Origin of the sequence: Candidatus Uabimicrobium helgolandensis (assembly GCF_041508025.1) — a bacterium.
Taxonomy (GTDB): Bacteria; Planctomycetota; Uabimicrobiia; order Uabimicrobiales; family Uabimicrobiaceae; genus Uabimicrobium; species Uabimicrobium helgolandensis.
On the sequence record NZ_CP165719.1, the window covers coordinates 922,051 to 942,231 of the forward strand.

The 20,181-nt window shown below is 35.1% G+C and carries 13 protein-coding genes; 6 read left to right on the forward strand and 7 right to left on the reverse strand.

Going from position 1 to position 20,181, the window contains the following annotated elements; translation table 11 throughout:
• The 3 genes from UABHE_RS03445 to hflK are packed head-to-tail and all read right to left on the reverse strand — an operon-like array spanning position 1 to position 4,323.
• The gene (locus UABHE_RS03445) at positions 1 to 1,104 is read right to left on the reverse strand and encodes an SPFH domain-containing protein (RefSeq protein WP_372368826.1); all 1,104 of its coding nucleotides are present in this window, start codon (positions 1,102 to 1,104) and stop codon (positions 1 to 3) included.
• Entirely contained in the window at positions 1,104 to 2,405 is a 1,302-nt protein-coding gene (locus UABHE_RS03450) for an SPFH domain-containing protein (protein ID WP_372368827.1), read from the reverse strand. The genes UABHE_RS03445 and UABHE_RS03450 overlap by 1 nt, the downstream gene beginning before the upstream one ends.
• Positions 2,406 to 2,415: 10 nt before the next feature.
• Positions 2,416 to 4,323, reverse strand: coding sequence for a protease modulator HflK (gene hflK / locus UABHE_RS03455; protein ID WP_372368828.1), 1,908 nt, complete (start codon positions 4,321 to 4,323; stop codon positions 2,416 to 2,418).
• A 1,324-nt stretch (positions 4,324 to 5,647) separates the two neighbouring features.
• On the opposite strand from hflK, the gene UABHE_RS03460 reads away from it, so the two are divergent.
• Positions 5,648 to 7,480, forward strand: a complete 1,833-nt coding sequence (locus tag UABHE_RS03460) for an efflux RND transporter periplasmic adaptor subunit (protein ID WP_372368829.1) — start codon at positions 5,648 to 5,650, stop codon at positions 7,478 to 7,480.
• Positions 7,477 to 10,749 carry an efflux RND transporter permease subunit gene (locus tag UABHE_RS03465; protein WP_372368830.1) on the forward strand — a complete coding sequence of 1,091 codons (3,273 nt, stop codon included), beginning with the start codon at positions 7,477 to 7,479 and terminating at the stop codon, positions 10,747 to 10,749. Before UABHE_RS03460 ends, UABHE_RS03465 begins: the two co-directional genes overlap by 4 nt.
• Positions 10,750 to 10,762: 13 nt before the next feature.
• Here UABHE_RS03465 and rho read toward each other — a convergent pair whose 3' ends face one another.
• The 3 genes from rho to UABHE_RS03480 all read right to left on the reverse strand — a co-directional run bounded on the left by rho (position 10,763) and on the right by UABHE_RS03480 (position 14,721).
• Positions 10,763 to 11,938, reverse strand: a complete 1,176-nt coding sequence (gene rho, locus UABHE_RS03470; RefSeq protein WP_372368831.1) for a transcription termination factor Rho — start codon at positions 11,936 to 11,938, stop codon at positions 10,763 to 10,765.
• Between the two features lie 595 nt (positions 11,939 to 12,533).
• On the reverse strand, positions 12,534 to 13,373 hold the full coding sequence (locus UABHE_RS03475; RefSeq protein ID WP_372368832.1) for an inositol monophosphatase: 840 nt from the start codon (positions 13,371 to 13,373) through the stop codon (positions 12,534 to 12,536).
• A gap of 100 nt (positions 13,374 to 13,473) precedes the next feature.
• Positions 13,474 to 14,721, reverse strand: coding sequence for a ComEC/Rec2 family competence protein (locus UABHE_RS03480; protein WP_372368833.1), 1,248 nt, complete (start codon positions 14,719 to 14,721; stop codon positions 13,474 to 13,476).
• Between the two features lie 148 nt (positions 14,722 to 14,869).
• On the opposite strand from UABHE_RS03480, the gene UABHE_RS03485 reads away from it, so the two are divergent.
• From UABHE_RS03485 to UABHE_RS03500, 4 genes are all read left to right on the forward strand, one after another.
• Positions 14,870 to 15,691, forward strand: coding sequence for an aspartate dehydrogenase domain-containing protein (locus UABHE_RS03485; RefSeq protein WP_372368834.1), 822 nt, complete (start codon positions 14,870 to 14,872; stop codon positions 15,689 to 15,691).
• A gap of 327 nt (positions 15,692 to 16,018) precedes the next feature.
• Positions 16,019 to 16,537, forward strand: coding sequence for a macro domain-containing protein (locus UABHE_RS03490; RefSeq protein ID WP_372368835.1), 519 nt, complete (start codon positions 16,019 to 16,021; stop codon positions 16,535 to 16,537).
• A 399-nt stretch (positions 16,538 to 16,936) separates the two neighbouring features.
• Positions 16,937 to 18,568 (forward strand): SPFH domain-containing protein, encoded by a 1,632-nt coding sequence (locus UABHE_RS03495; RefSeq protein WP_372368836.1) that lies wholly within the window; start codon positions 16,937 to 16,939, stop codon positions 18,566 to 18,568.
• On the forward strand, positions 18,555 to 19,514 hold the full coding sequence (locus UABHE_RS03500; protein WP_372368837.1) for a reverse transcriptase domain-containing protein: 960 nt from the start codon (positions 18,555 to 18,557) through the stop codon (positions 19,512 to 19,514). Before UABHE_RS03495 ends, UABHE_RS03500 begins: the two co-directional genes overlap by 14 nt.
• Here the strand turns inward: UABHE_RS03500 and UABHE_RS03505 are convergent.
• The gene (locus UABHE_RS03505) at positions 19,511 to 20,179 is read right to left on the reverse strand and encodes a DUF4336 domain-containing protein (RefSeq protein ID WP_372368838.1); all 669 of its coding nucleotides are present in this window, start codon (positions 20,177 to 20,179) and stop codon (positions 19,511 to 19,513) included. The two genes, UABHE_RS03500 and UABHE_RS03505, sit on opposite strands and share 4 nt — an antisense overlap.
• Between the last annotated feature and the right edge of the window lie 2 nt (positions 20,180 to 20,181).

The following is a 20,181-nucleotide window of genomic DNA, read 5'->3' on the forward strand; positions in this document are numbered from 1 at the left end:
TTAGTTTTCCTCCTTTTCAAGGATATCAGGTTCCTGGCCTTCTGGCGCTTTGAATTTTTTTAATTCAGGATCGCGATTTATTCGTAGGCGCAATTCGCGGTTATTTGAAGAGCTTGATAGTATAAATAGTTCGTAAATTTCAGAACTAATCTCTTCTAGGACTTTGTTGTACTGCATTTCTTGATATACTTCGGGAGTATTTTTAAAGCGTTCTTTTATCGCTTGTAAATATTTGGCATCACTTTGCGCTCTCTGCACAATATTTGATTTAAAAGTTTCGGCATCTCTAATGATCTTAGCTGCAGCAGATTTAACTTCATTTTCAACTTTCATTGCGTAGCCAATGGCCATCTCTAAGTCTTTGAGTTTCTTTACTTCTGCTTTGATAACAGAGTCAAATGCATCTTGTACACTTAGTGGTGGTATAATACGAAATGATAACCAAGTAATTTCTAAGCCTGAGCGAAGTCTGTCTAAACGTTTTTGAGCATTTATTGTTACAAAATCGATCATTTCATCTGATTTTTTACGCGTATCGTTGACTGAAAAAGAGGCAACTGCTTTTATCGTTGCGCCTAAAACAATATTGTGTAGTAATTGCTTAGGATTTTCATTAAACATTACATAATTATAAGCGCTTTTTACTTTGTAACGTATTTGTAATTTCTCTACATGAACGATGTTGGCATCGTTAGTTAAAACATAGCCATCTTTTTCCGGATCGAGATTGTCCTTTGCTCGCCTACGACGCATTTTATCGTTAACATCTGGATCTTCATAATACCAAAAATCGTCAAGTATCAAAGTGCGGTCACGCTTGTCTACACGAGTTACTTTACTAATTGGAAATGGAAATGTCCAATGAGGACCAGGCTTCTTTTCTCTATCTACTTTTGTTCCAACAATGTCACCAAAACGCATGACAAGTGCAACTTCGTGCTGGTCAACAATGAACACTCCTGAGCCAATGAATACACAAATGAGAAGTAGCATAATTCCTTTGAGTATTTTAAAGCTAAGCTTTAAAGCTTCTTCAAGAGATTTATCAGCTAGTTCATTTACATGACTGAGTTCTTCAGAGTTATTGTTTTGTTCTTCAACCATTACTTATTTTCCTCCGCTTGATCTTGTTTCAGCTCAGAATTTTCATTGTCTGGTTGTTCAGATTTTTTGACTTCTTCAGAGTTTTTTTTGTTGTCATCTACGTTATCTGTATTTTCGTTCTCTGTTTTTTTGTTATTACTATCTTCTACAGAATTCTGATTTTCATCGGTATTTTTTTGCTCACTTGCATTTTCTTGACTATTTTCCGTTTTGTTGTCAGTAGCGTGTGTTGCTTGGTCGGTTTTATTGTCAGTAGCATGTGTTGCTTGGTTGGTTTTATTGTCGGTAGCATGTGTTGCTTGGTCGGTTTTATTGTCAGTTGAATTTTCTTGTTTTTTTGTTTGTTTGTCCGACTCAGAAAAAACACCTTGGATGTTTGAATTTTGTAATAAATCAAACGGTTTTGTTGAAGGATCAAGAAGTAAAGTACTACGGTTTGCTTTTAAAATATTGCGTAGAGATTCTAGTTTACGCAGCCAGATCGCTAGTTTTTTATCTTGAGCAAAAATTTTATACTCATCGGCAATCTCAGCGAAAGCTTCACCTTCTATTTCTTTGGCACGCGCTTCGGCCATAATTATCTTTTCTTCGCGAGCTGCATCTGCTTTGTTGCGCTCTATCTTGGAATCTCTTGTTCCTTCTGAAAGATATCTTTGGGCTAAACGATTGCGTTCTTCTTTCATTCTGTTTGCAACTTCTTTTGTTGTACTTTCCGGAAGAACTAAACGTCTAAACCCAAACTCAGTAACAATAAAGCCAAAATTCACAGCGTCTTTGTTGGTTTCTTTTTTAACTGCTTCTTCTATCTTTTCTAAAAAAGATTTTCCTTTTTGAAAAGATAGGACTTGGTTAAATGTATATTTTGCAACAATGTTGTATGTATGTCCACGAATAGAGGATTCTAAATGAATTTTTGCGTCCCATTCATTACCAGTACTTGTCAAAAATACTGCAGGATCATCTACTTGCCACCCAGTATAAGTCTGCAAAATAATACTCTTACCATCAGAAGTAAATATCTGTTCGAGTGTTCCCGTAAAAATTCGCGTGCGTGCGTCAAAGATGTCGACATTTTGAAAAGGATAAGGCCATTTCCAATAAAGGCCTGGTTGCGAGCCATTACTTGGATCTATCATCGTTGTTGGTTTACCAAAGGTCGTGATGACGGCTTTTTCGGTAATACGCACTTGAAAAGTAAAGTAATAAAAAAGTACAGTAGCTGCAATAATAATGGCTACGATCAAGGTAACAATATTTGGTCTTGTTTTTGTTTTGTTTTCATTTTTATTTTCAGTGGTCATTTTCTATACCTCAATTTCCCTCTATACTGTTGTTTTCATCTTCATCGGTAACAGGTATGTCATAGTCCACTATTTTCATGCCCGAATCTTCTAAGTTTAGACTATCCACATGGTGTTCGACGTTTTGAATATTAGTAATGATTAAGCGGCGGTTTTTTAAATTTTCTTCCAAGGCACTTAGATATTGTCTTATTAAGAAAATTTCTGGATCTTGTTTGTACGCTTTAAGTGTATTTTCAAAGACATGAGCTTTGGCTACAGTTGATTTTACTTTTCTTAGCTGTTTTATTCGGGCTTGTAGTATTATTTCTTTTATATAAGCTTCTGTCTTTTTCTCTACTTTTTCTTTGTAGGTTTTTCCAGCTTCGATTTTTGTTTCTTTGGTTTCTAAGGCTGAAATTACGTTTTCAAAATCTAAAGCGACATACGAAGGAGGATGAGCTTCTAACAAATTACAGGATAAAATTGAGATTCCTAGTTGTTTTTTCATACATTCGTTTTGGATTTCTTTTTTCAAAAACTCAGAGGTTTTTTGGCGATCTTTACCGATTAAATCATCTAGTTTTGCAGATGCAAAATAGCGCGTCATTACCTTATTTGCCAGACTATCTATAAGTAGTTCTGGATTTTGGTGTTTATAAATATAGGATTTTAAGTCTTCAATAGAATATGAAATGGCGGCTCTTGCAACCACTAAACTGATACTCAAATTTTCATCTTGTTGTTTGCCAATTATTAAAAATACATCTTCGTCAGCGTGGTGTTTTTTAGCGAAGATGCGCGCAGGAATAATCTCATCTCCATACTCATCGAATTTTTTGATTTCTTCGTTGTACATTTCTCCAAATTGGCCAACAATAATACTATGAGTTTTTTGCATGTCAACATGCACGGATCTTTCTACTGGCCATGGCCATTTGGTGTGGAAACCTGGAGCATAAATGCGATTAGGTGTTCCAAACCGTTCAATAATGACTTTCTCACTTGGATTTACAAAGACAATACAGTTAAGGATATATAGTGAAAAGATTTGAAATAAAAGAAGCGGGGCAATCGCTTGTTCCATAAATTGATAAAACCACGTTTCTGAAACTTTAAATCCAAACTGATAGTCAAACATTTGGGCAATTGTTTTAAGAACACCTTTAGAACCAGAGGACACTTCAAGTATGCGACTGTCAAAAGGAACGCGTGTTTCTTGATCGGAGATTCGTGGCCTATAAAAATCAAGTAATAGATTAAATAATATTTCAATACCGATTAATGACATGATAGTCAAAATACCGTAGGCTACGTACATATCTAAGTTATTAAAGCCAGTGTGAGAAAGTGCTACCGCCAAACAACATAAAAAAGATGTTGCTGCATTGACGTATAGAAAACTACCCCCTGAACGAAGAATACGTAAGTTTTTTCGTTGTGCCATTCCCAGTGCATATTTTGCAATTAGTAGAGAAAAGAATGCAAATCCACCTAAAAATGCGGCGCTTAAAGGTGCTTGTTCTACAATCTCAACAGATCCGTTGTTAATTTTAAATAAATTATATACAGCAATAGTAATAAAGCTTATAGCTAGTAAAAGCGAAGCGATAGGGATAATCCAATCGCGAAAAGTTTTTAGACGGTTTCTTGCTGATAAAGGATCGAGTTGATCAGCTTCATCAAAAATGGAATTTTTATTGTCTGTAACATATTCTTTCTCTGCTTGCTCTTCTTCTTCAGCTAATCTCTCTTGGCGTAGAGATAGATAGCTTAAAAACCATACAACAATTCCCATCATATAAAAAAGGCTTTGTGTACGAATAGAAAGAGAATTCCAATACGATATAGAAAAAGTTAAGAGAAAAAATAAGAACTGCAAAAAACAGGCAAAAAATGCAATGTTTTCTGCTTTTTTCATCGCAACGTTATCATTCATGTTTATTTCCCAGTTGAATTGTTTAGATAATGGTTTTCGCTCGCAAAAGCCGAACTCTTTACTACTCAGTTTTAGCAATTTAGAGTCAAAGTAGACTTTGCAAATACTAGTGCGTCATTAAATTAATTAGGATGGTGTTGCGTCCTGTTCATCAGGTTTAAATATAGAAACCATGCTTGGCACATGCCTTTTATACTCTCTATCGGTTTACGTATATCAAAAAGAATTGAAAAAATGCAATTTTACTTTAGAGTGCTAAAGTATATTTTATGTGCACTATATATTTTTTTCAGATATAAGAAAAATACACGAATTCTCTAGTGGAAAATAACCTCATAAGAGTATTACATGTTAAAGAGTTCCTAAATTTCAAGTTGACTTTAAAATTAATATTAAATTGTACTAGTTTATCCAAAGAGTGAGATAGAAGTGGTGTTTTAGGGTTAGGTTGAAAATTTGCAAAAGAAAATTTTGTTTTAGGAGTTGCGAACATAATTGTCGCTTTACCTAATGTTTGATTATAATAAGTTAATATTGCATGAAAATTATATACAACAACTGTTGTATAAAATATATATAGCCTAAACCACAAAGTGTATTTTGATGCACAATTAAAAACAGTCACTTTTTTTCCTTGAATAATGCTAAAATAGAAAAGTAATATTCCAACCAAAATAAGAAAATGAATAGATATTGTCAATGTTTTTTAAGGTTTTGCATCAGTTTTTTTGCTTTACAAAAGATAAATATTGCAATTATAATATCAAGATTGATAGTACAAAAAGGCACATTATTGAGCAAAATGAATCGCATACCACAAAAACTTGTAGTTGTTGTGATCATATATCGAATATTGATGGATATAAATTTTTGAAATATTCTTATTGTGAAGTCACCATTTATCGCGATTCAAACGGAGCTTGAAGAACAAATTCTTTGAGCATTGGGAGATAGCCCCTAGTTACTAGTAGTGCATCAAATAAATATCTATATAATTAAACTAGGTTATTTTGAGAATTCAACAAGGCGTTTCGAGGGTGCAAAGTATTTATTTTGCCACTAAAAACAGCGAAATTGAATCCAAAGAACTAATTAAATACATAGGATTTGTCTGATACTCTACTGGACGTGTCTACAATTAGTTATTTTAGAGATTAGTTTTATTACTTTGTCAATTACAGATTGTAGTTTGTGGGTTTCAAAGTATTTCGTCCTAAAATAATTCACATTATACAAAAATTAAATGTCGACACGCCCTAACTTTGTAACTTGTATTTGTTGACATTTGTTAACAATAATCTATCGGTAAGTAAAAGGAAACAATATGAGGTTTCAAGGTAAAACTTGTTTTATATTTATTTCAGTGGCTTTGTTACTCGCTTCTTGCAGTGAACCGCCTAGACCATCAAAAAAAGGGAAACGTTATATCCCTGTAGAGGTGACAACTGTTAAAGAATATAGTCTAGCGCGAAAAGCTCGATTAACAGGAACAATGTTACCATGGAAAACGGAAGAGCTGCGCTTCCAAGTTTCTGGGCGTCTTGCTAAATTGCATGTTAAAAGTCCTGGAAAAATGGTTCTGGGAGAGTTAAAAGATGAAAATGGGGTCTTAATTCGTCGCGGAGAAATTATAGCGGAATTAGATAAGGAACCGTATTTACTGGCTTTAGAAGAAACAGAAAATCAAAGGGACGCAGCAGAAACGAAACTTAACGCTGCGCGTCAATCTCTCATTGTATCAAATGAAACAATTAAAGCTGCCCAGGCACGGGTCGAAGCGACAAAAACAGACATAGAAAAAATATTTCCTCTCGATCTCAAAATTGTTCGAGAGCAAAGAAAATTGGCAGAAGAAGAATATAAACTTACAGAAAAAGCATATTCGAAACAAGATACGACAAATTCTCGTATCTTACAATCACGAACTCAGATGCTTGTGGCACAGACACAGGAACAAAAATTACTTCTTGCTGGAACACTAAAAGAAAAAGAGTTGAGAACACACCAAGGTGACTTGTCAAAAGCTAGGGTAGAAAAAGATCTACGTTTAGCTGAAATTAAAATACACGAAGCTGAATTTTTACACGCAAAAGCGGCTGTGAAAAGAGCAAAGAGGTCATTGTATAAGTGCGATTTGCGTGCGCCTTTTGATGGAGTTATCGCAGATATTAATGTTAATCCTGGTGTTTTGATTTCTGCAGCAACATCTGTTTTTGTTTTGGCAATGATGGATCCAATGCGTATAGATGTATCTGTTTCTTTCAAAAAACTTCGTGACTTTCACGTTGGAGAAGAGGTCTCTATATACACTTTAGAAAATCTTAATCCCTTTAATAAGCCAGAAAAAGGAATTCTATACTACTTGAATACTGCCGCTGATCCATCAACTAGAACTTTTTTAGCGATTTTTGCAGCAAGAAACTATCGTAAAGACCAAGTGGAGTCAGCAAAAAATTACAGACATTTTGATCAATTTAGTAGCTTGATATATAAAAACCCTAAAGGTGGTGGGAATCTATATGTGGATACAAGATGTCTACTGAAGGATAAAAAAGGTTTTTATGTATGGAAGGTCGAAGGAGAAAAATCTCTTGCTACAACAAAAAAAGTATATGTCAAAATAGGTAAAGATGTTGCTAATGTTATTACCTGGATATTTCGTGAGTTAGTAAATAGCAGTGGATTGAAAGAAAATGATGTATTGTTGGTGGCAAATCAAGAGGATTTGGATAAATTAAAAGATGGCGATTCTATTATTCGTCAGAGAAGTGACTGGGTATTTCGCCCGCGTCAACTTGTTGCTATAGAATATGCAAGCGAACTTCCTGAAGGTTTGTACCTTCCTGCTGATGCGATTATTAAATCTCAAGGAGAACCTACTCAATCGTTTTATGTTTTTGTTATTGAAAATGAAATAACAAAAAATGGCAAAACTACAGGAGAAGCTGTGCGCCGCGATGTGATCAAAACCAAAGTAGAAGATTTATGGAAAATAGAAGATGGTTTAAAGTCGGGAGAAAAAGTGGTTATCTACGGTGGGTATCGTATTAATAATCGTTATAGACCTTTAAACAAAAATATTCCGGTGCACATCAATAAGGAAATTGATATCAATAATTTGGTGGAAGGTTATGCGTTAAAAGGATCGGTGCGATGAATATACCACGCTTTGCATTACAAAATAAAACAATTACTCTGACCGCCACTTTTTTTGCGCTGTTGTGGGGACTTACAGTTTACGATACGATACCTCGCAATGAGAATCCCGTTATTGTTATACGTACTTGCTTGGTTACTGTTCCATGGCCAGGGGCAAGTGCAGAAAAAGTAGAGCAGCACATCACGAAGCCTATTGAAAGAGCTGTGAGTAAAATAAACTCTGTTTCGCGTATTTATTCAGAATCGCGGATAGGAGTTGCTGTGATTTACGTAGATGTAGATGAACGAATAAAGGACCCGCAACCTATATTTTCTAAAGTGGCAAAAAGTATTGAAGAAATTACTCATCTCTTGCCAAGGGATGCATTTCCGCCAGTAGTAAAATCTGACTTTACAGAGTTGTCTGTAATGCTCTTTGCTCTTTATTCTACAAGCCCAGGAAAAGCAAATAATTACCAGCGCCTGCGTAAACACGCTAAAGAAATAGAACGATATCTTAGTGATATACCAATGATAGGTAAATTTACCACAACTGGTATACAAAACGAAGTTATTAATTTAGAAGTTTCTTCTGGTGAATGGAGCAAAATGGATATCAGTGCTGAGGAACTTTCTTTGGCACTAAATCAAAAGAATATTGTTGCTCCAGGGGGAAGCTTAGATACAGGACAACAGCGTTACATTGTTGGACTGAGTGGAGAATTCGAAACAACGAAGCAAATAGAACAGGTAGTTGTACGTACTGTACAAGATAAAGCGCCTACTTATCTTCCTGACTTGGGAATTCAAGTAAGCCGAAATTTTACTGATCCAAAAAGTTTATACTGCCGTTTTACAAAAGACAGTTTTATTGGTGAAGAATGTCTTATTATTGGTTTTAATATGAAAAAAGGAGGAAATATCGTTGTTCTTGGACAAAAAGTTCGCGAAAAAATCAAAGAATTTTTAGACAAAGATATTCTTCCTGAAGATATTAAACTTACCATCGCATCTGATCAGCCCATTCACGTTGAAGAAGCACTGGATAGCTTTACTTCTAGTTTAGTACAAGGTATCGTTGTTGTTGTTATTGTTGGCTTCTTGATGATTGGTTTTCGGATTGCTCTTGTTATGGCAATGTCAATACCAATAGTGATGATTATATCGATTGGTATCTTTCGGCTTTTTGGAGTAGAGCTGGAAGACGTTTCTGTAGCAGCGCTTATTGTTTCTCTTGGTCTTCTGGTTGATAATGCTATTGAAGTTTCAGAAAATATTCATAGGTTTTTATCAGAAGGAAAAAGTCGTTTTGAGTCTGCGTGGCGCGGAGCAAGCGAAATGTCTATACCTGTACTTGCCGCAACTCTTACTACTGTTGCTGCATTTTTACCGATGTTAACAATACCTGGAAATGAGGGAGAGTATGTTTACGGATTACCAGTTGTTATAAGTACGACTCTTTTAATAAGTTGGCTTGTTGCGATGACCGTAACTACAATTCTGGGTTACTGGATTTTACGTCCAGCTGTAGTTCAAGGTGGTATTTTAGCATTTTTTGTGCGTTGCTGGATTTCATTTATAGCAATTACTACACGTATTCGTACAAAACAAGGACAGCTTTTTTCCTTTATTAAACGATTATTTGGATGGATTATTGGTCGCAATACAATGACTGGTGATGTGAATCATAGTCACGATCACGACCAAGAAGGAGTTGTGAAAACAAGATATACTAAAGTACTACGTTTTTGCTTGAACCATCGTTTTATTACTTTGGGTTTTGGTTTTGGAATGTGTGTTGTCAGTATTACTTTAATGTCAATGGTTGGAAGTCAATTTTTTCCAATGGCACTTCGCGATCAATTTGTTGTAGATATTACTGTTCCTGAAGGCGGATCTACTGATAGAACACATCGAGCATGTGAAAAAGTGGAAAATATTATTAAAAGCCTTTCGCATACAAATGTTGGTGGTGAAAAGGTAAAGCGCCTTAAAAATATGATTAGTTTTATTGGTGGTAGTGCTCCGCGGTTTTATTTGATGTTCGAACCTGGTCCAGAACTACACAATGTTGCGCAAATATTAGTGAATACAACAGAAGCAGAATACACAGATACTTATGCTGCTGAAATACGTGAGTTGGTTGATGAACAGATTAGCGATGCGCGCATTATCGTACGTAAATTAAATATGGGAACAAGCGCTGGTGCTCCTGTTGCTATGCGTTTAATAGGAGAAGATCCTCAAAAAATTTACGCTTACGAAAAAGAAGTATCAGCTTTGTTATTTGCTCACCCGCACATCACTCTTCTATATAATGATTGGGGAAATCCGGTATATCAAGTAAACGTAAACGTAAATACAGAACTCGCTAATATGTCAGGTGTAACTAATCAAAATGTTGCTGAGACCATGAATACATTTCTCGATGGTCAGTATCTAACAACTTTTCGCGAAGGGGACACTAATCTTCCTGTATTTCTTCGTTTACCTGCGAAAGAAAGGCAAAAATTACGTTCCATTAACGATTTTTATATACGAGGTAATAATGGTGTTGTTCCCGTTGAAGGGATCTCGCAAAGTAAAGTTACATGGGAAACAAGTACAATTGTTCACTTTCATCAAAAACGTACTCTAACAATTTATGCTTTCGTTCGCGCTCGAACACTTCCTAATGGAATTGTTATGGATATAATGCCACAACTGAATGAAATAAATGAGCGTATGAAAAAAGATGGATGTCTTCTTAAAATAGGAGGCGAATGGGAAGAAACTCTCAAAAGTGAAGAGAATTTCAATATCGCATTTAGTATATCCTTTATACTCATAATCTTTATTTTAGTATGCCAATATAGTGGTTTTGCAAAAACTTTTATGATTTTGCTCACCTTGCCAATGGCTTTTGCTGGGAGCATGGTTGGTTTAATAGTTACTGGTTGGCCTCTAAATTTTATGTCACAACTAGGCATGATTTCTCTAGCAGGAATGGTTCTTAACGATGCGATTGTTCTAATTGATTTTATTGATCGCCAGCTAAAAGAATCTGATTTGCCTGTAAAAGAAGCTTTAGTAAAAGCTGGTCGTATGCGTATGATTCCGATTTTACTAACGACTTTTACTACTGCAGGAGGTTTGTTACCACTGTCTTTTTGGGGAGGCCCGTTGTGGACTCCGATGGCAAATGTTGTGATTTTTGGATTAGTAACAGCTACGGTTCTTACTTTATTACTGATTCCAACAGTTTATCTTGTTCTTCATCAAGATTTTAAAATAAAAATGATAAAATAGTATTTTAGAGTGGCTATGATATTTTCCTGGTTAAAGAAAATTGCTTTAACAAAGCTTTATTGTTTGGCGTTTTCTTTAATCCTTTGATTAAATATTCCATAGCTTCTCTACTTTTCATGTCGTTTAGTATACGGCGCAATGCCCATATTTCTTGGATATTTTCTTTACCTAACAACAACTCTTCCCCTCTTGTTCCACTCTTTAACAAATCAATGGCTGGAAATATTTTGCGATCTGCAAGCTTACGGCTTAAATATAGTTCCATATTCCCGGTGCCTTTAAACTCTTCAAATATAACGTCATCCATGCGACTTCCAGTTTCAATTAAAGCTGTTGCTATAATTGTAAGACTTCCACCATCTTCGATATTACGTGCAGCTCCGAAAAGTTTTTTAGGTTTTTGAATTGCGTTAGCATCCATTCCACCACTTAATGTTCTTCCACTTGGAGTACTTTCTGAATTATAAGCTCGTCCGAGTCTTGTAAGTGAATCAAGAAGTACCACAACATCTTTACCTTCTTCTACTATTCTTTTCGCTTTTTCTAGCACAATTTCAGCTACCTGAATATGATTATTTGCTGACTCGTCAAATGTACAGCTAATGACTTCGCCTTCTATACACCTGCGCATATCTGTAACTTCTTCTGGACGTTCATCAATAAGAAGAACAATTAGGGCAATTTCGGGATGATTAATTGAAATACTTTTAGCAAGACTTTTTAAAAGTACTGTTTTTCCAACGCGCGGTGGAGCAACAACTAATCCTCGTTGTCCTTTACCAAAAGGAATGAGCATATCGATAACTCGTGGAGTAACATCATCGTTTCCTTCTAATTCCAGATTGATTTGTTCGTCAGGATAAATAGGTGTGAGAGTATCAAAAGTTTGTAGTTTGGTGAATGTTTGGGTTGGACCTCCGTTTACCGATTCGACCTTAGCTAGTGCTCGGTATTTTTCGCTTCCTTTTGCTGCACGTACTTGCCCGCAAACCATTACCCCTGTTCGGAGTCTAAATTTTGAAATTTGTGCAGGAGAAACATAGATATCTTCTTTTGAAGGAAGGTAATTGTGTTTTTGTGAACGCAAAAAACCAAATCCATCAGGTAAAATTTCAAGAACTCCTTCCCCTTTGATTGTGGGTCTATTATTTTTCTTTTTATTTGTATAATTTCGTTTATTATTTTGCATTTTTTTCCCCTAGATTGAAAATATAGCAGAATGATCAATACATTATATAGGTAGTATTGTTTGATGGATTAAAGATAGATTTTTGGTGAAAATGAAATGATAATTTAGGTATGCATTTCTGGACGGATAAATCTCGTACTTTGTGATTATAAGATCTATTGTTTAAATGTCAATATTTTTCTAAAGAGGCCCAATAAAATATTTATAGTACGATTTTATTTTAATAGGGCAGTGAAGTAAAAAGTAAATGTTCCGAGTGATTGTTTTGAGTGTTTTTTTATTAGATTTTTAAAGTATATTACTACACCTAAAACAACTGTGGAGGTACTAAAAGTATCAAATCAGTTTAAAAAAAAATTGTTTACCTAATACATAGGTAAACAATGCAGGAATGAATACTACATAATAAGGGATTGTATTAAGAGTATTTTTGAAAGTCTAGATAAGGAGATAACATAAATGAATTTTTCATTCAATTAAGTTATTCTTAATATTAGATTAATATTAACACATTTTTTGAGTATACACAAATAAAAAAAAGATTTTTTTGACATTTTTTTGCTTTTTTTGATTTTTTTAAAATAAACAAGATAATTTATTCGAAGTGTTTAGCTTTAAGCCTGTATTTCTTAAAACAAGCTAAAAAAGATTTGTGTACTTTTTTATTACAACTTGCAACTATTTCACCGGTATGCCCCATAGGGTTTATATTTTTGCCTTGAAAATCAGTTACGCATCCTCCCATGTTACGAATCATAGCTATTCCTGCGCATAAATCCCAGGGTTTTATTGGTTTGTCACTTGTGGTTACAAAACAAGTATGAGATCCTTTGGCTACACAAGCTAACGAATAAGCGATAGATCCGCCTTGGGTAATGAGTTTTGCAATGCGATTGTCATTCCAAATTTCAATTAAAGGATAAATAAGCTTTCTTTGAGAACGTGGAATGTGGTAATTGATTACAGCGTGGTTTAATAGTTGGTAATTTGTGAAAGGCAAATGGCGGCGATTTAAAGCAGAAGTTTTTCCAATAGAGGTTTGATACATGGCTTTAGTGAATGGGTTGTATATTGTTGCAGCAATACATTCGTTTTTTTCCAGTAGAGCCAGTTGTATACACATTGTGACTTCTTGATTAACATATGACCAGGTGCCATCAATTGGATCAAGAACCCATAAAAATTGACTTTTCGTTTGAAAATTAATCTTGCCAAATTCTTCGCTTAGTATTTTGTGTTTGGGAAAGTTTTCTCGAATAGCGTCTACTATTATTTTTTCAGCCATCTTATCACCAGCAGTAACTGGAGAATCATCGCTTTTAAAAGAAGTAGAAAAACCTTTCTCGCGTTGGAGTTTCAATATTTCTTTAGCGGCAATGCGTACCGCATCACGGCTAATCTTGAGTGCCTTGCGTACTAAATCTGAATTTATCAAACGTAAATTTCCTAGCTAAAAAATAAAACAGGGCATGTTAGCATTATATAAAACTTAACTGCCAACACACCCTGTCTAAGAGTATAAAAATGTTTGGGTATTATTTGCTTGTAGTTGTCGCCATTTCTTCCATTGTTTCAATTTCTTGAGCATCTCTAGAATAAGAGTGCTTTTTTGTACAAGAAATAGAATAGTTTTTGCTATCTCCAACCCAGTGTAAATCACCCGTTTTTTCACGAAGATGTGTTTGTATTTCTACTTTAATATTTTTATTGTATCCTGGATTTCTTGGTATTTTTAAAACCACATCTTTGTAGTATTTTACTTTTCCTTGCCAATAAGATGAGCCGTTTTCAGGTAAGTATGTGTATAAAATACGAGAATTTACATCTTCTAAGTTGTCAATAGTTTCTTTGTTTGGAAGCTGTGTTCCTGAAAAAGATCTCAGAGCTGATTGAATTATTGAGATTGTTGGTCGTGTAAAATTAGCGAAATCAACGTTTGTACTATGAGCACTGCCGTGATGATTTACTTTGAGGGCACAAAAATGAAAAGATTTGTCTTCTGGCCACGTTTTAAAGTAGTTCATTAACAAAGATTCTATATCTAAATAAGCAGGAGCTTTTCCGCCAAGATCACCACTTGTAAAATATTTAAAGCCTTCAAACTGCATTAGAAAACCATATGAATAGTCGTTTTCAGAATGCGCTTGCGCTTCGTAATCAATGTAGTATTTTGATCCGTACGACTTGTAAACTTTTACATTACTTGCAACACAAGTCATTTTCATTTTAGTTTTCACTTTTTTAGTGAGTTGAAATAGATCAACGCCAAGATCTATGTTTTTACGTGGAAATTCTGAAGCTTTTTTTAGAAAATCATCTAACGAAGCACCACGAAATGCAAATTCATCCACAGGATCATTATCAAAATAAGGATCACCGATAGTACTATCGTAACAACAGTCATGGATAATAAATGGAGCAACTCCATGTGTCTTTTTACCTTTGTCAATAACTATTCCTACTTTCCAGTTTTGTTCTTGAAAAGCGGTTAAAAGTTCGGTTGCGCCTCCGTAGTGATCAGAATGAAGATGAGACACAACAAGGCAATCTAATCGTTTATATTTACTACCAAGTAACTCTTGCATACGTCGAAAAATGGCACGGCCTTTACCACTACTGTTCCCAGCATCCACAAGTATTGTAGTGTATTGTCCATCAGCATGTTTCGCAATAATAAGTGTTCCATCTCCCTGACCAATTCCGAAGTGATGGATTTCTAAACTTTCGCCGTGTACAAAAGCAAAAGCAACTATAATAAAAAACACAGCCGTGTATTTCTTCATATAAAAACCTTCCACAAATAGTGAAAATAATTACACATTTATATAATAATATTGAATGTTGTTGCACATTTATATTTATTATAGGTTATTGTCCATGATATGTAAAATGTTATTCAACATTTGTTAGGAAAAGTTAGGAAAAGTTTTTATGGAAAATTCACCAAGAAAAGTAGGTGTTGTTGGATTTGGTAGTTTAGGAAAATATCTTGTAGAAAATATTGATGAATCAGTTGAACTAGCTTTTGTTTATAATCGCAATCCCGAAAAAATAATAGGTGTTGCTGAAAATAAAATCTTAAAAGATTTAGACGATTTTGCAAGTTACGATGTCGATTTGATTGTTGAGGTCGCACACCCTGAGATTAGCAAAAAATATGCAACACGCTTTTTACAGCACGCAGACTACATGCCTGGCTCTCCTACAGCTTTTGCTGATAAAGATTTAGAGAATTCAGTGCGTAGTTTTGTTGATAACGAAAATTCGCACGCTATGTATGTTCCGCGAGGGGCAATGTGGTATTTAGATTGTATTTTGCAACTTGTGGAAAATAAAAAACTGCATAGAATGAATATTGCCATGAAAAAGCACCCGATGAGTATACATTACTATGGTCCACTCGAAACTCCTCTTGCCGAAATTAACGAAGAGACCACTATATACTCTGGAAGTGTGCGCAAAGTGTGCACTTATGCTCCTAATAATGTGAACACAATGGCTGTCGCAGCTTTAGCGTCTGGGCTTAACATGGATGATGTTACTGCGCAACTCATTGTCAATCCAGCCCTAGAATCGCATATTATTGAAATTGAATTGTATGGAGTGGGAGAAGGGCAACAGTGCTATGTTGAAAAAGCGCAGCGTTTTAATCCTGCAAAAAAAGGTGCTGTGACTGGTAGCGCTACATATCTTTCGTTTCTCAACAGTATGAAACGAGCGTATGGACACAAAAACGGGATGCATTTTTGTTAGAAAATCGCGAGTTACATGATAAAGTTTTGGAAGTTTAGATGTTTTATCTTAAGCAAGTCACAAAAAGTTTGGGTGGTATCTCAAAAGTGATGTAATAGTTGATGAAGAAAATATTTGAAGTGGAGTCACAATACTGCTATTTTGCAGCTTATAAGTGACCCGCCAAAAGTATTTACCCATTGGCATTTTGTTCTTTTATTTACTAGTTTTGTTGCTCCTCGTTTACGCAGCTACAGCTGCGCGCTCTCGTCGCGCCGCGCTAGAAAATAAAAGCCCTGCACTGAGTGGGTAACTATTTTTGTCAGGTCACTTAGTAAAAGGAAAATTATGAATATTGAAGTAAGAAAAGCGAATATCATAGATGAAGAAGTCGATATCCTTATTTCCACTGCCAACCCATCTTTGAATATGTCAGGTGGAATAAATGGAGCAATCTTGCAACGCGGAGGTATGGGTGTTCAACAAGAACTACGCGATTACCTACAAAAGCAAAATCGCCATTGGGTGAAAGAAGGAACTATTGTAGTAACGAGTCCTGGCCCGCTGAAGGTAAAACGCATATTTCACGCTGTTGCTATTAATGGTTTTTATGAATCTAGTTGTCAACTAGTTAGCGAATTATTGAGATCTCTGTGGAAAAAATGTGAAGAATACCACGGGAAAACTGTTGCTGTTCCTGCTCTGGCTACAGGATATGGTCCTCTTAGTATCCAAGAATTCGCGGAGGCGCTATGCAATTCGCTCAGCGAAAGTATTCGCATTGAAAAATTGAATGTTGTACTCCATAAACAAGAATATGTAGAAATCGTCAATGAAATGTTGAAAAGTCGTAATAAATTGCTTTAGTTCGTTTGATGTTTTAGGTGGCGACTTGAGTTATTTTTCATTGCAATCAAAAAAAAACCGTATCTTTTCCGTATTTTGTTCTGCAAAAGCCCAAAAATCTCTGTATACTAAAAACACACACGGTACTCCCTGGTAAGGAAGAGTATTCCGTAGGAAGTTTATGCTGGTTAATTAGGCATTAGTTTACAGTTTATTGATTGAGCTGATCTCACTGCACAGTGAAATAAGTGGGCCTTGTAGTTAAGAGGATGAATTCTAAAAACAAAAACTGGTTATTGCTATTTTGAAATTGAGGCGGTCCTAGCTTCAATCGAGTAGTGATTATCATTTGCTGTATTAGAATTAATTTTAACTCCGTTTGCTTATTCTTGATCAGCTCTTTTATTTTAAGGGATTTTTATGTTTAAAAGTCAGAAGATTCAAATACTTGAATATGAAAAAGGCTTGCTGTATAAAAAGGGGCGCTTTGACAAATTACTTGATAGTGGTTGCTACACAATAAAACCTTGGCAATCGTTATCAATAAAAAAAGTTGATATGCGTGAACATTCGCATGTAACAAATACCAAAAATTTTATGACAAAAAATCGCGAAGAAATATCTCTCAATTTAATCTTGCGTTACAAAATAAATGATCCAAGTTTATCTTTGCATCGTGTAGAAGACTATAAAAAGCAAATACTACAAGATTTACAAATGGTTTCTCAAAAATGTATTAGTCAGCAGAGTTTGGAAGAAATACTTGTTGATTCAGAAGATCTTATAGAAAAAATACGCAGAGGGATACAAACAAAAACAAAAGAGTATGGTCTCTTTGTTACTGATTTGCAAATCGATGATCTCAATTCTCCCGGAATTTCATCTAAGATGATTAATATTTGGGAATATGAAAAAGGGTTATTATATCGCAAAGGTAAATTTGAAAAACTTGTTGATAGTGGCCGGTATACCCTCCACTCGTGGGAACATTGCAATATCATAAAAATAGATACGCGCGAAACAACAATAACCATTCCAACAAGAGAAATCCATACCAAAAATAATTTAAAAGTAGATATTGAGTTGATAGTACACTACAAAATTGTTGAGCCGCAAAAAATATGTAATGTGAAAGACTATGAATCGCAGATTTTTCAAGATATCAGTAATACTTTACAGCAAAGTATGCTGGATTATACTGTAGAAGAAGCTTTAGGAGAGCATACTCTTATAAAAATATTGCAGAAAAATGTTGTAGAAAAAACGCAAGAGTATGGGGTTCAAGTTCTCAATGTAAAAATAGAACATATTTGTGTTCCTCGCAAACAAGATCAAATTGTTGATATATGGGAATATGAAAAAGGACTTCTATACCGAGAAGGGAAGTTTGAAAAACTTCTTGATAGTGGTCGCCATTCTATTCGTTCTTGGGAGCCTTTATCGATTGTTAAACTTGATCTTCGCGAAGTAAGCACTACGATCCAGGCACAAGAAATTCTGACAAAAGACAAAATTGGAGTTCGTGTTACTCTGATTGCTCAATACCAAATTATCAATCCTACAGCTGCTATTCACAATGTCGACAATTACCAAGAGCAATTATACCAAGATTTACAACTGACATTGCGTGAAAATATAACAGGACGATCTACAGAGGAGATATTAGAGGATCGTGATGTACTTTCTGCACAACTATTAGATGAAATAGCTCCACGAGTGGAGAAGTATGGAGTATTACTTCACCGCGTTGGTGTTAAAGATATTATTTTACCAGGTGTTGTTCGCAATGTTTTCTTACAAGAGGTTGAAGCTGATCGCCGTGGTCGTGCAGAGAGAATATCCGCTCGCTATGCTGTTTCGATTGCGCGTAGCAAAGCCAATACCGCTAAAATTTTACAAGAAAATCCTCATGTGATGCGTTTGAAAGAATTGGAAACTTTGGCAGAAATGGCGTCGAAAGAAGGGAATGTTGTTATTATTCCTGGGCTGAGTAACCTATGCGGTACAAATGTCGATTCTTACGCGAAAGAGTCTGAAAATGGCAAAGCATAGTTGGCAAAAAATCCTAGATCGTTTGGTTCCACAAAGTAAGTTGAATAACAATGTAAATGAAAGTAAAAGTAACCTTTATTTACTCGCTGAGCATTTGGATATTTCTCAGGAAAAGTTGTTGCATTTCAAAAACAATATAGGTAGCCATTATCATATTTTTAAAGTGGACAAAAAAAGTAGTGAACGGCGTGAAATTTATGCACCTTCGCCGTCTTTAAAAGACTTGCAATACAAAATATTAGAGTATCTACAATCTTTTCCTACTCATTCTGCTGTGACAGGGTTTAAAAGTGGAGGGTCAATTATTGTAAATGCTTGCGCGCATCTAAATCAATTGACATTTTTAATTACGGATATCAAAGATTTTTTTGGGAGTACTTGTGCAAGTCGTGTTCGTGAGTTTTTTGCGCAGCAGGGATGGGAACGCGAGAGCCTGGATACTTTGGTAAGTTTATGTACTTTTAATGGAGGTTTACCACAAGGTGCCCCGTCAAGTCCTTGTTTGAGCAACATACTCAACAATGAACTTGATGAAATAATATATCAATTGGCTGCAAATTATAGCGCTACCTATACTCGTTATGGAGATGACCTCGCTTTTTCTTGGCCTGTAAGCTTTATACACAACCGTTTCCAGGTAGATATTACCCAAGTCTTACTAAAATTTGGTTATGAAATTTCTGCTCAAAAAGGCTGGAAAACTTTTCGAGCAGAAGATGAGCCTGAAATTACAGGCATCATCTTAACAAGAGACGGTAAATTACGTGTTCCACAGAGAATTCACGATAAGTTAAGTCAGTTGTATTTACAGGATACAACAAACTACCATACACAAATGCAAATCAAAGGTTACAACAGTTATATTAAAGGAATTGAGTTGGATCAATATGATTACTTGTATGAAAACAATCAGGACTTTGATAGCTCTTATAACCTACCATTTTAAAATATTGAGAACTGCTGTTTTAGTATTTCTTTTGCGTTTTCAACGACTAAACTTGCGTGAGAAAAAACGATTTTTTCGAAATCCCATTTTTGAATTTTGGCGACAGAATTGCGAACCATTTGTTTGTTTGTCATCGTTAAACGTAGTTCTCTTGGAACAGCTTTCTTTTTGTACACGCCTAAAAATTTAGCTATTAATTTTGGTAAAAAACGATGATCTTCGTGTTCTTGAATAATATCAGTTAATATTAATGTTTTACTCTGTTTGTGAAAAAACACCACTTCCTTTAGAAAAAAACTCCCGCGAAATATCATTTGATCAATCTCTGATTGCCAGCACTTGTCAGGAATATCACCTAGTTCACTTTCGAAATTAAGATCTTTTCTTTTTCTTACTAGTCCTGGAGAGGCATATAATTTTACTTGTGGAAAAGCTAGATAATCTGCCATGAATAAGTGATGTAATTTATTTGGAGAAACAATGTATTTCACTGTTCCTAATTTTTTAAGTTCCTTGAATAATTCATCTGTCAATTTTACAGGAGAGTGCAAGAATAGTTCTCCGTTGTTTAGCCTGATAACCGTCATTCTTGTGCCAATTTCGAGGCCAACAAATTTTAGTGGAGTTTTTACGATCCAGATGTTTTTGCCAAATGATTCGAGCATTG

What these genes read in the sequence shown, in the direction of transcription:
- UABHE_RS03445 (WP_372368826.1), bottom strand. Translation starts at nt 1,104, where the DNA reads ATGGTTGAAGAACAAAACAATAACTCTGAAGAACTCAGTCATGTAAAT.
- UABHE_RS03450 (WP_372368827.1), bottom strand. Translation starts at nt 2,405, where the DNA reads ATGACCACTGAAAATAAAAATGAAAACAAAACAAAAACAAGACCAAAT.
- hflK (WP_372368828.1), bottom strand. Translation starts at nt 4,323, where the DNA reads ATGAATGATAACGTTGCGATGAAAAAAGCAGAAAACATTGCATTTTTT.
- UABHE_RS03460 (WP_372368829.1), top strand. Translation starts at nt 5,648, where the DNA reads ATGAGGTTTCAAGGTAAAACTTGTTTTATATTTATTTCAGTGGCTTTG.
- UABHE_RS03465 (WP_372368830.1), top strand. Translation starts at nt 7,477, where the DNA reads ATGAATATACCACGCTTTGCATTACAAAATAAAACAATTACTCTGACC.
- rho (WP_372368831.1), bottom strand. Translation starts at nt 11,938, where the DNA reads ATGCAAAATAATAAACGAAATTATACAAATAAAAAGAAAAATAATAGA.
- UABHE_RS03480 (WP_372368833.1), bottom strand. Translation starts at nt 14,721, where the DNA reads ATGAAGAAATACACGGCTGTGTTTTTTATTATAGTTGCTTTTGCTTTT.
- UABHE_RS03485 (WP_372368834.1), top strand. Translation starts at nt 14,870, where the DNA reads ATGGAAAATTCACCAAGAAAAGTAGGTGTTGTTGGATTTGGTAGTTTA.
- UABHE_RS03490 (WP_372368835.1), top strand. Translation starts at nt 16,019, where the DNA reads ATGAATATTGAAGTAAGAAAAGCGAATATCATAGATGAAGAAGTCGAT.
- UABHE_RS03495 (WP_372368836.1), top strand. Translation starts at nt 16,937, where the DNA reads ATGTTTAAAAGTCAGAAGATTCAAATACTTGAATATGAAAAAGGCTTG.
- UABHE_RS03500 (WP_372368837.1), top strand. Translation starts at nt 18,555, where the DNA reads ATGGCAAAGCATAGTTGGCAAAAAATCCTAGATCGTTTGGTTCCACAA.
- UABHE_RS03505 (WP_372368838.1), bottom strand. Translation starts at nt 20,179, where the DNA reads ATGCTCGAATCATTTGGCAAAAACATCTGGATCGTAAAAACTCCACTA.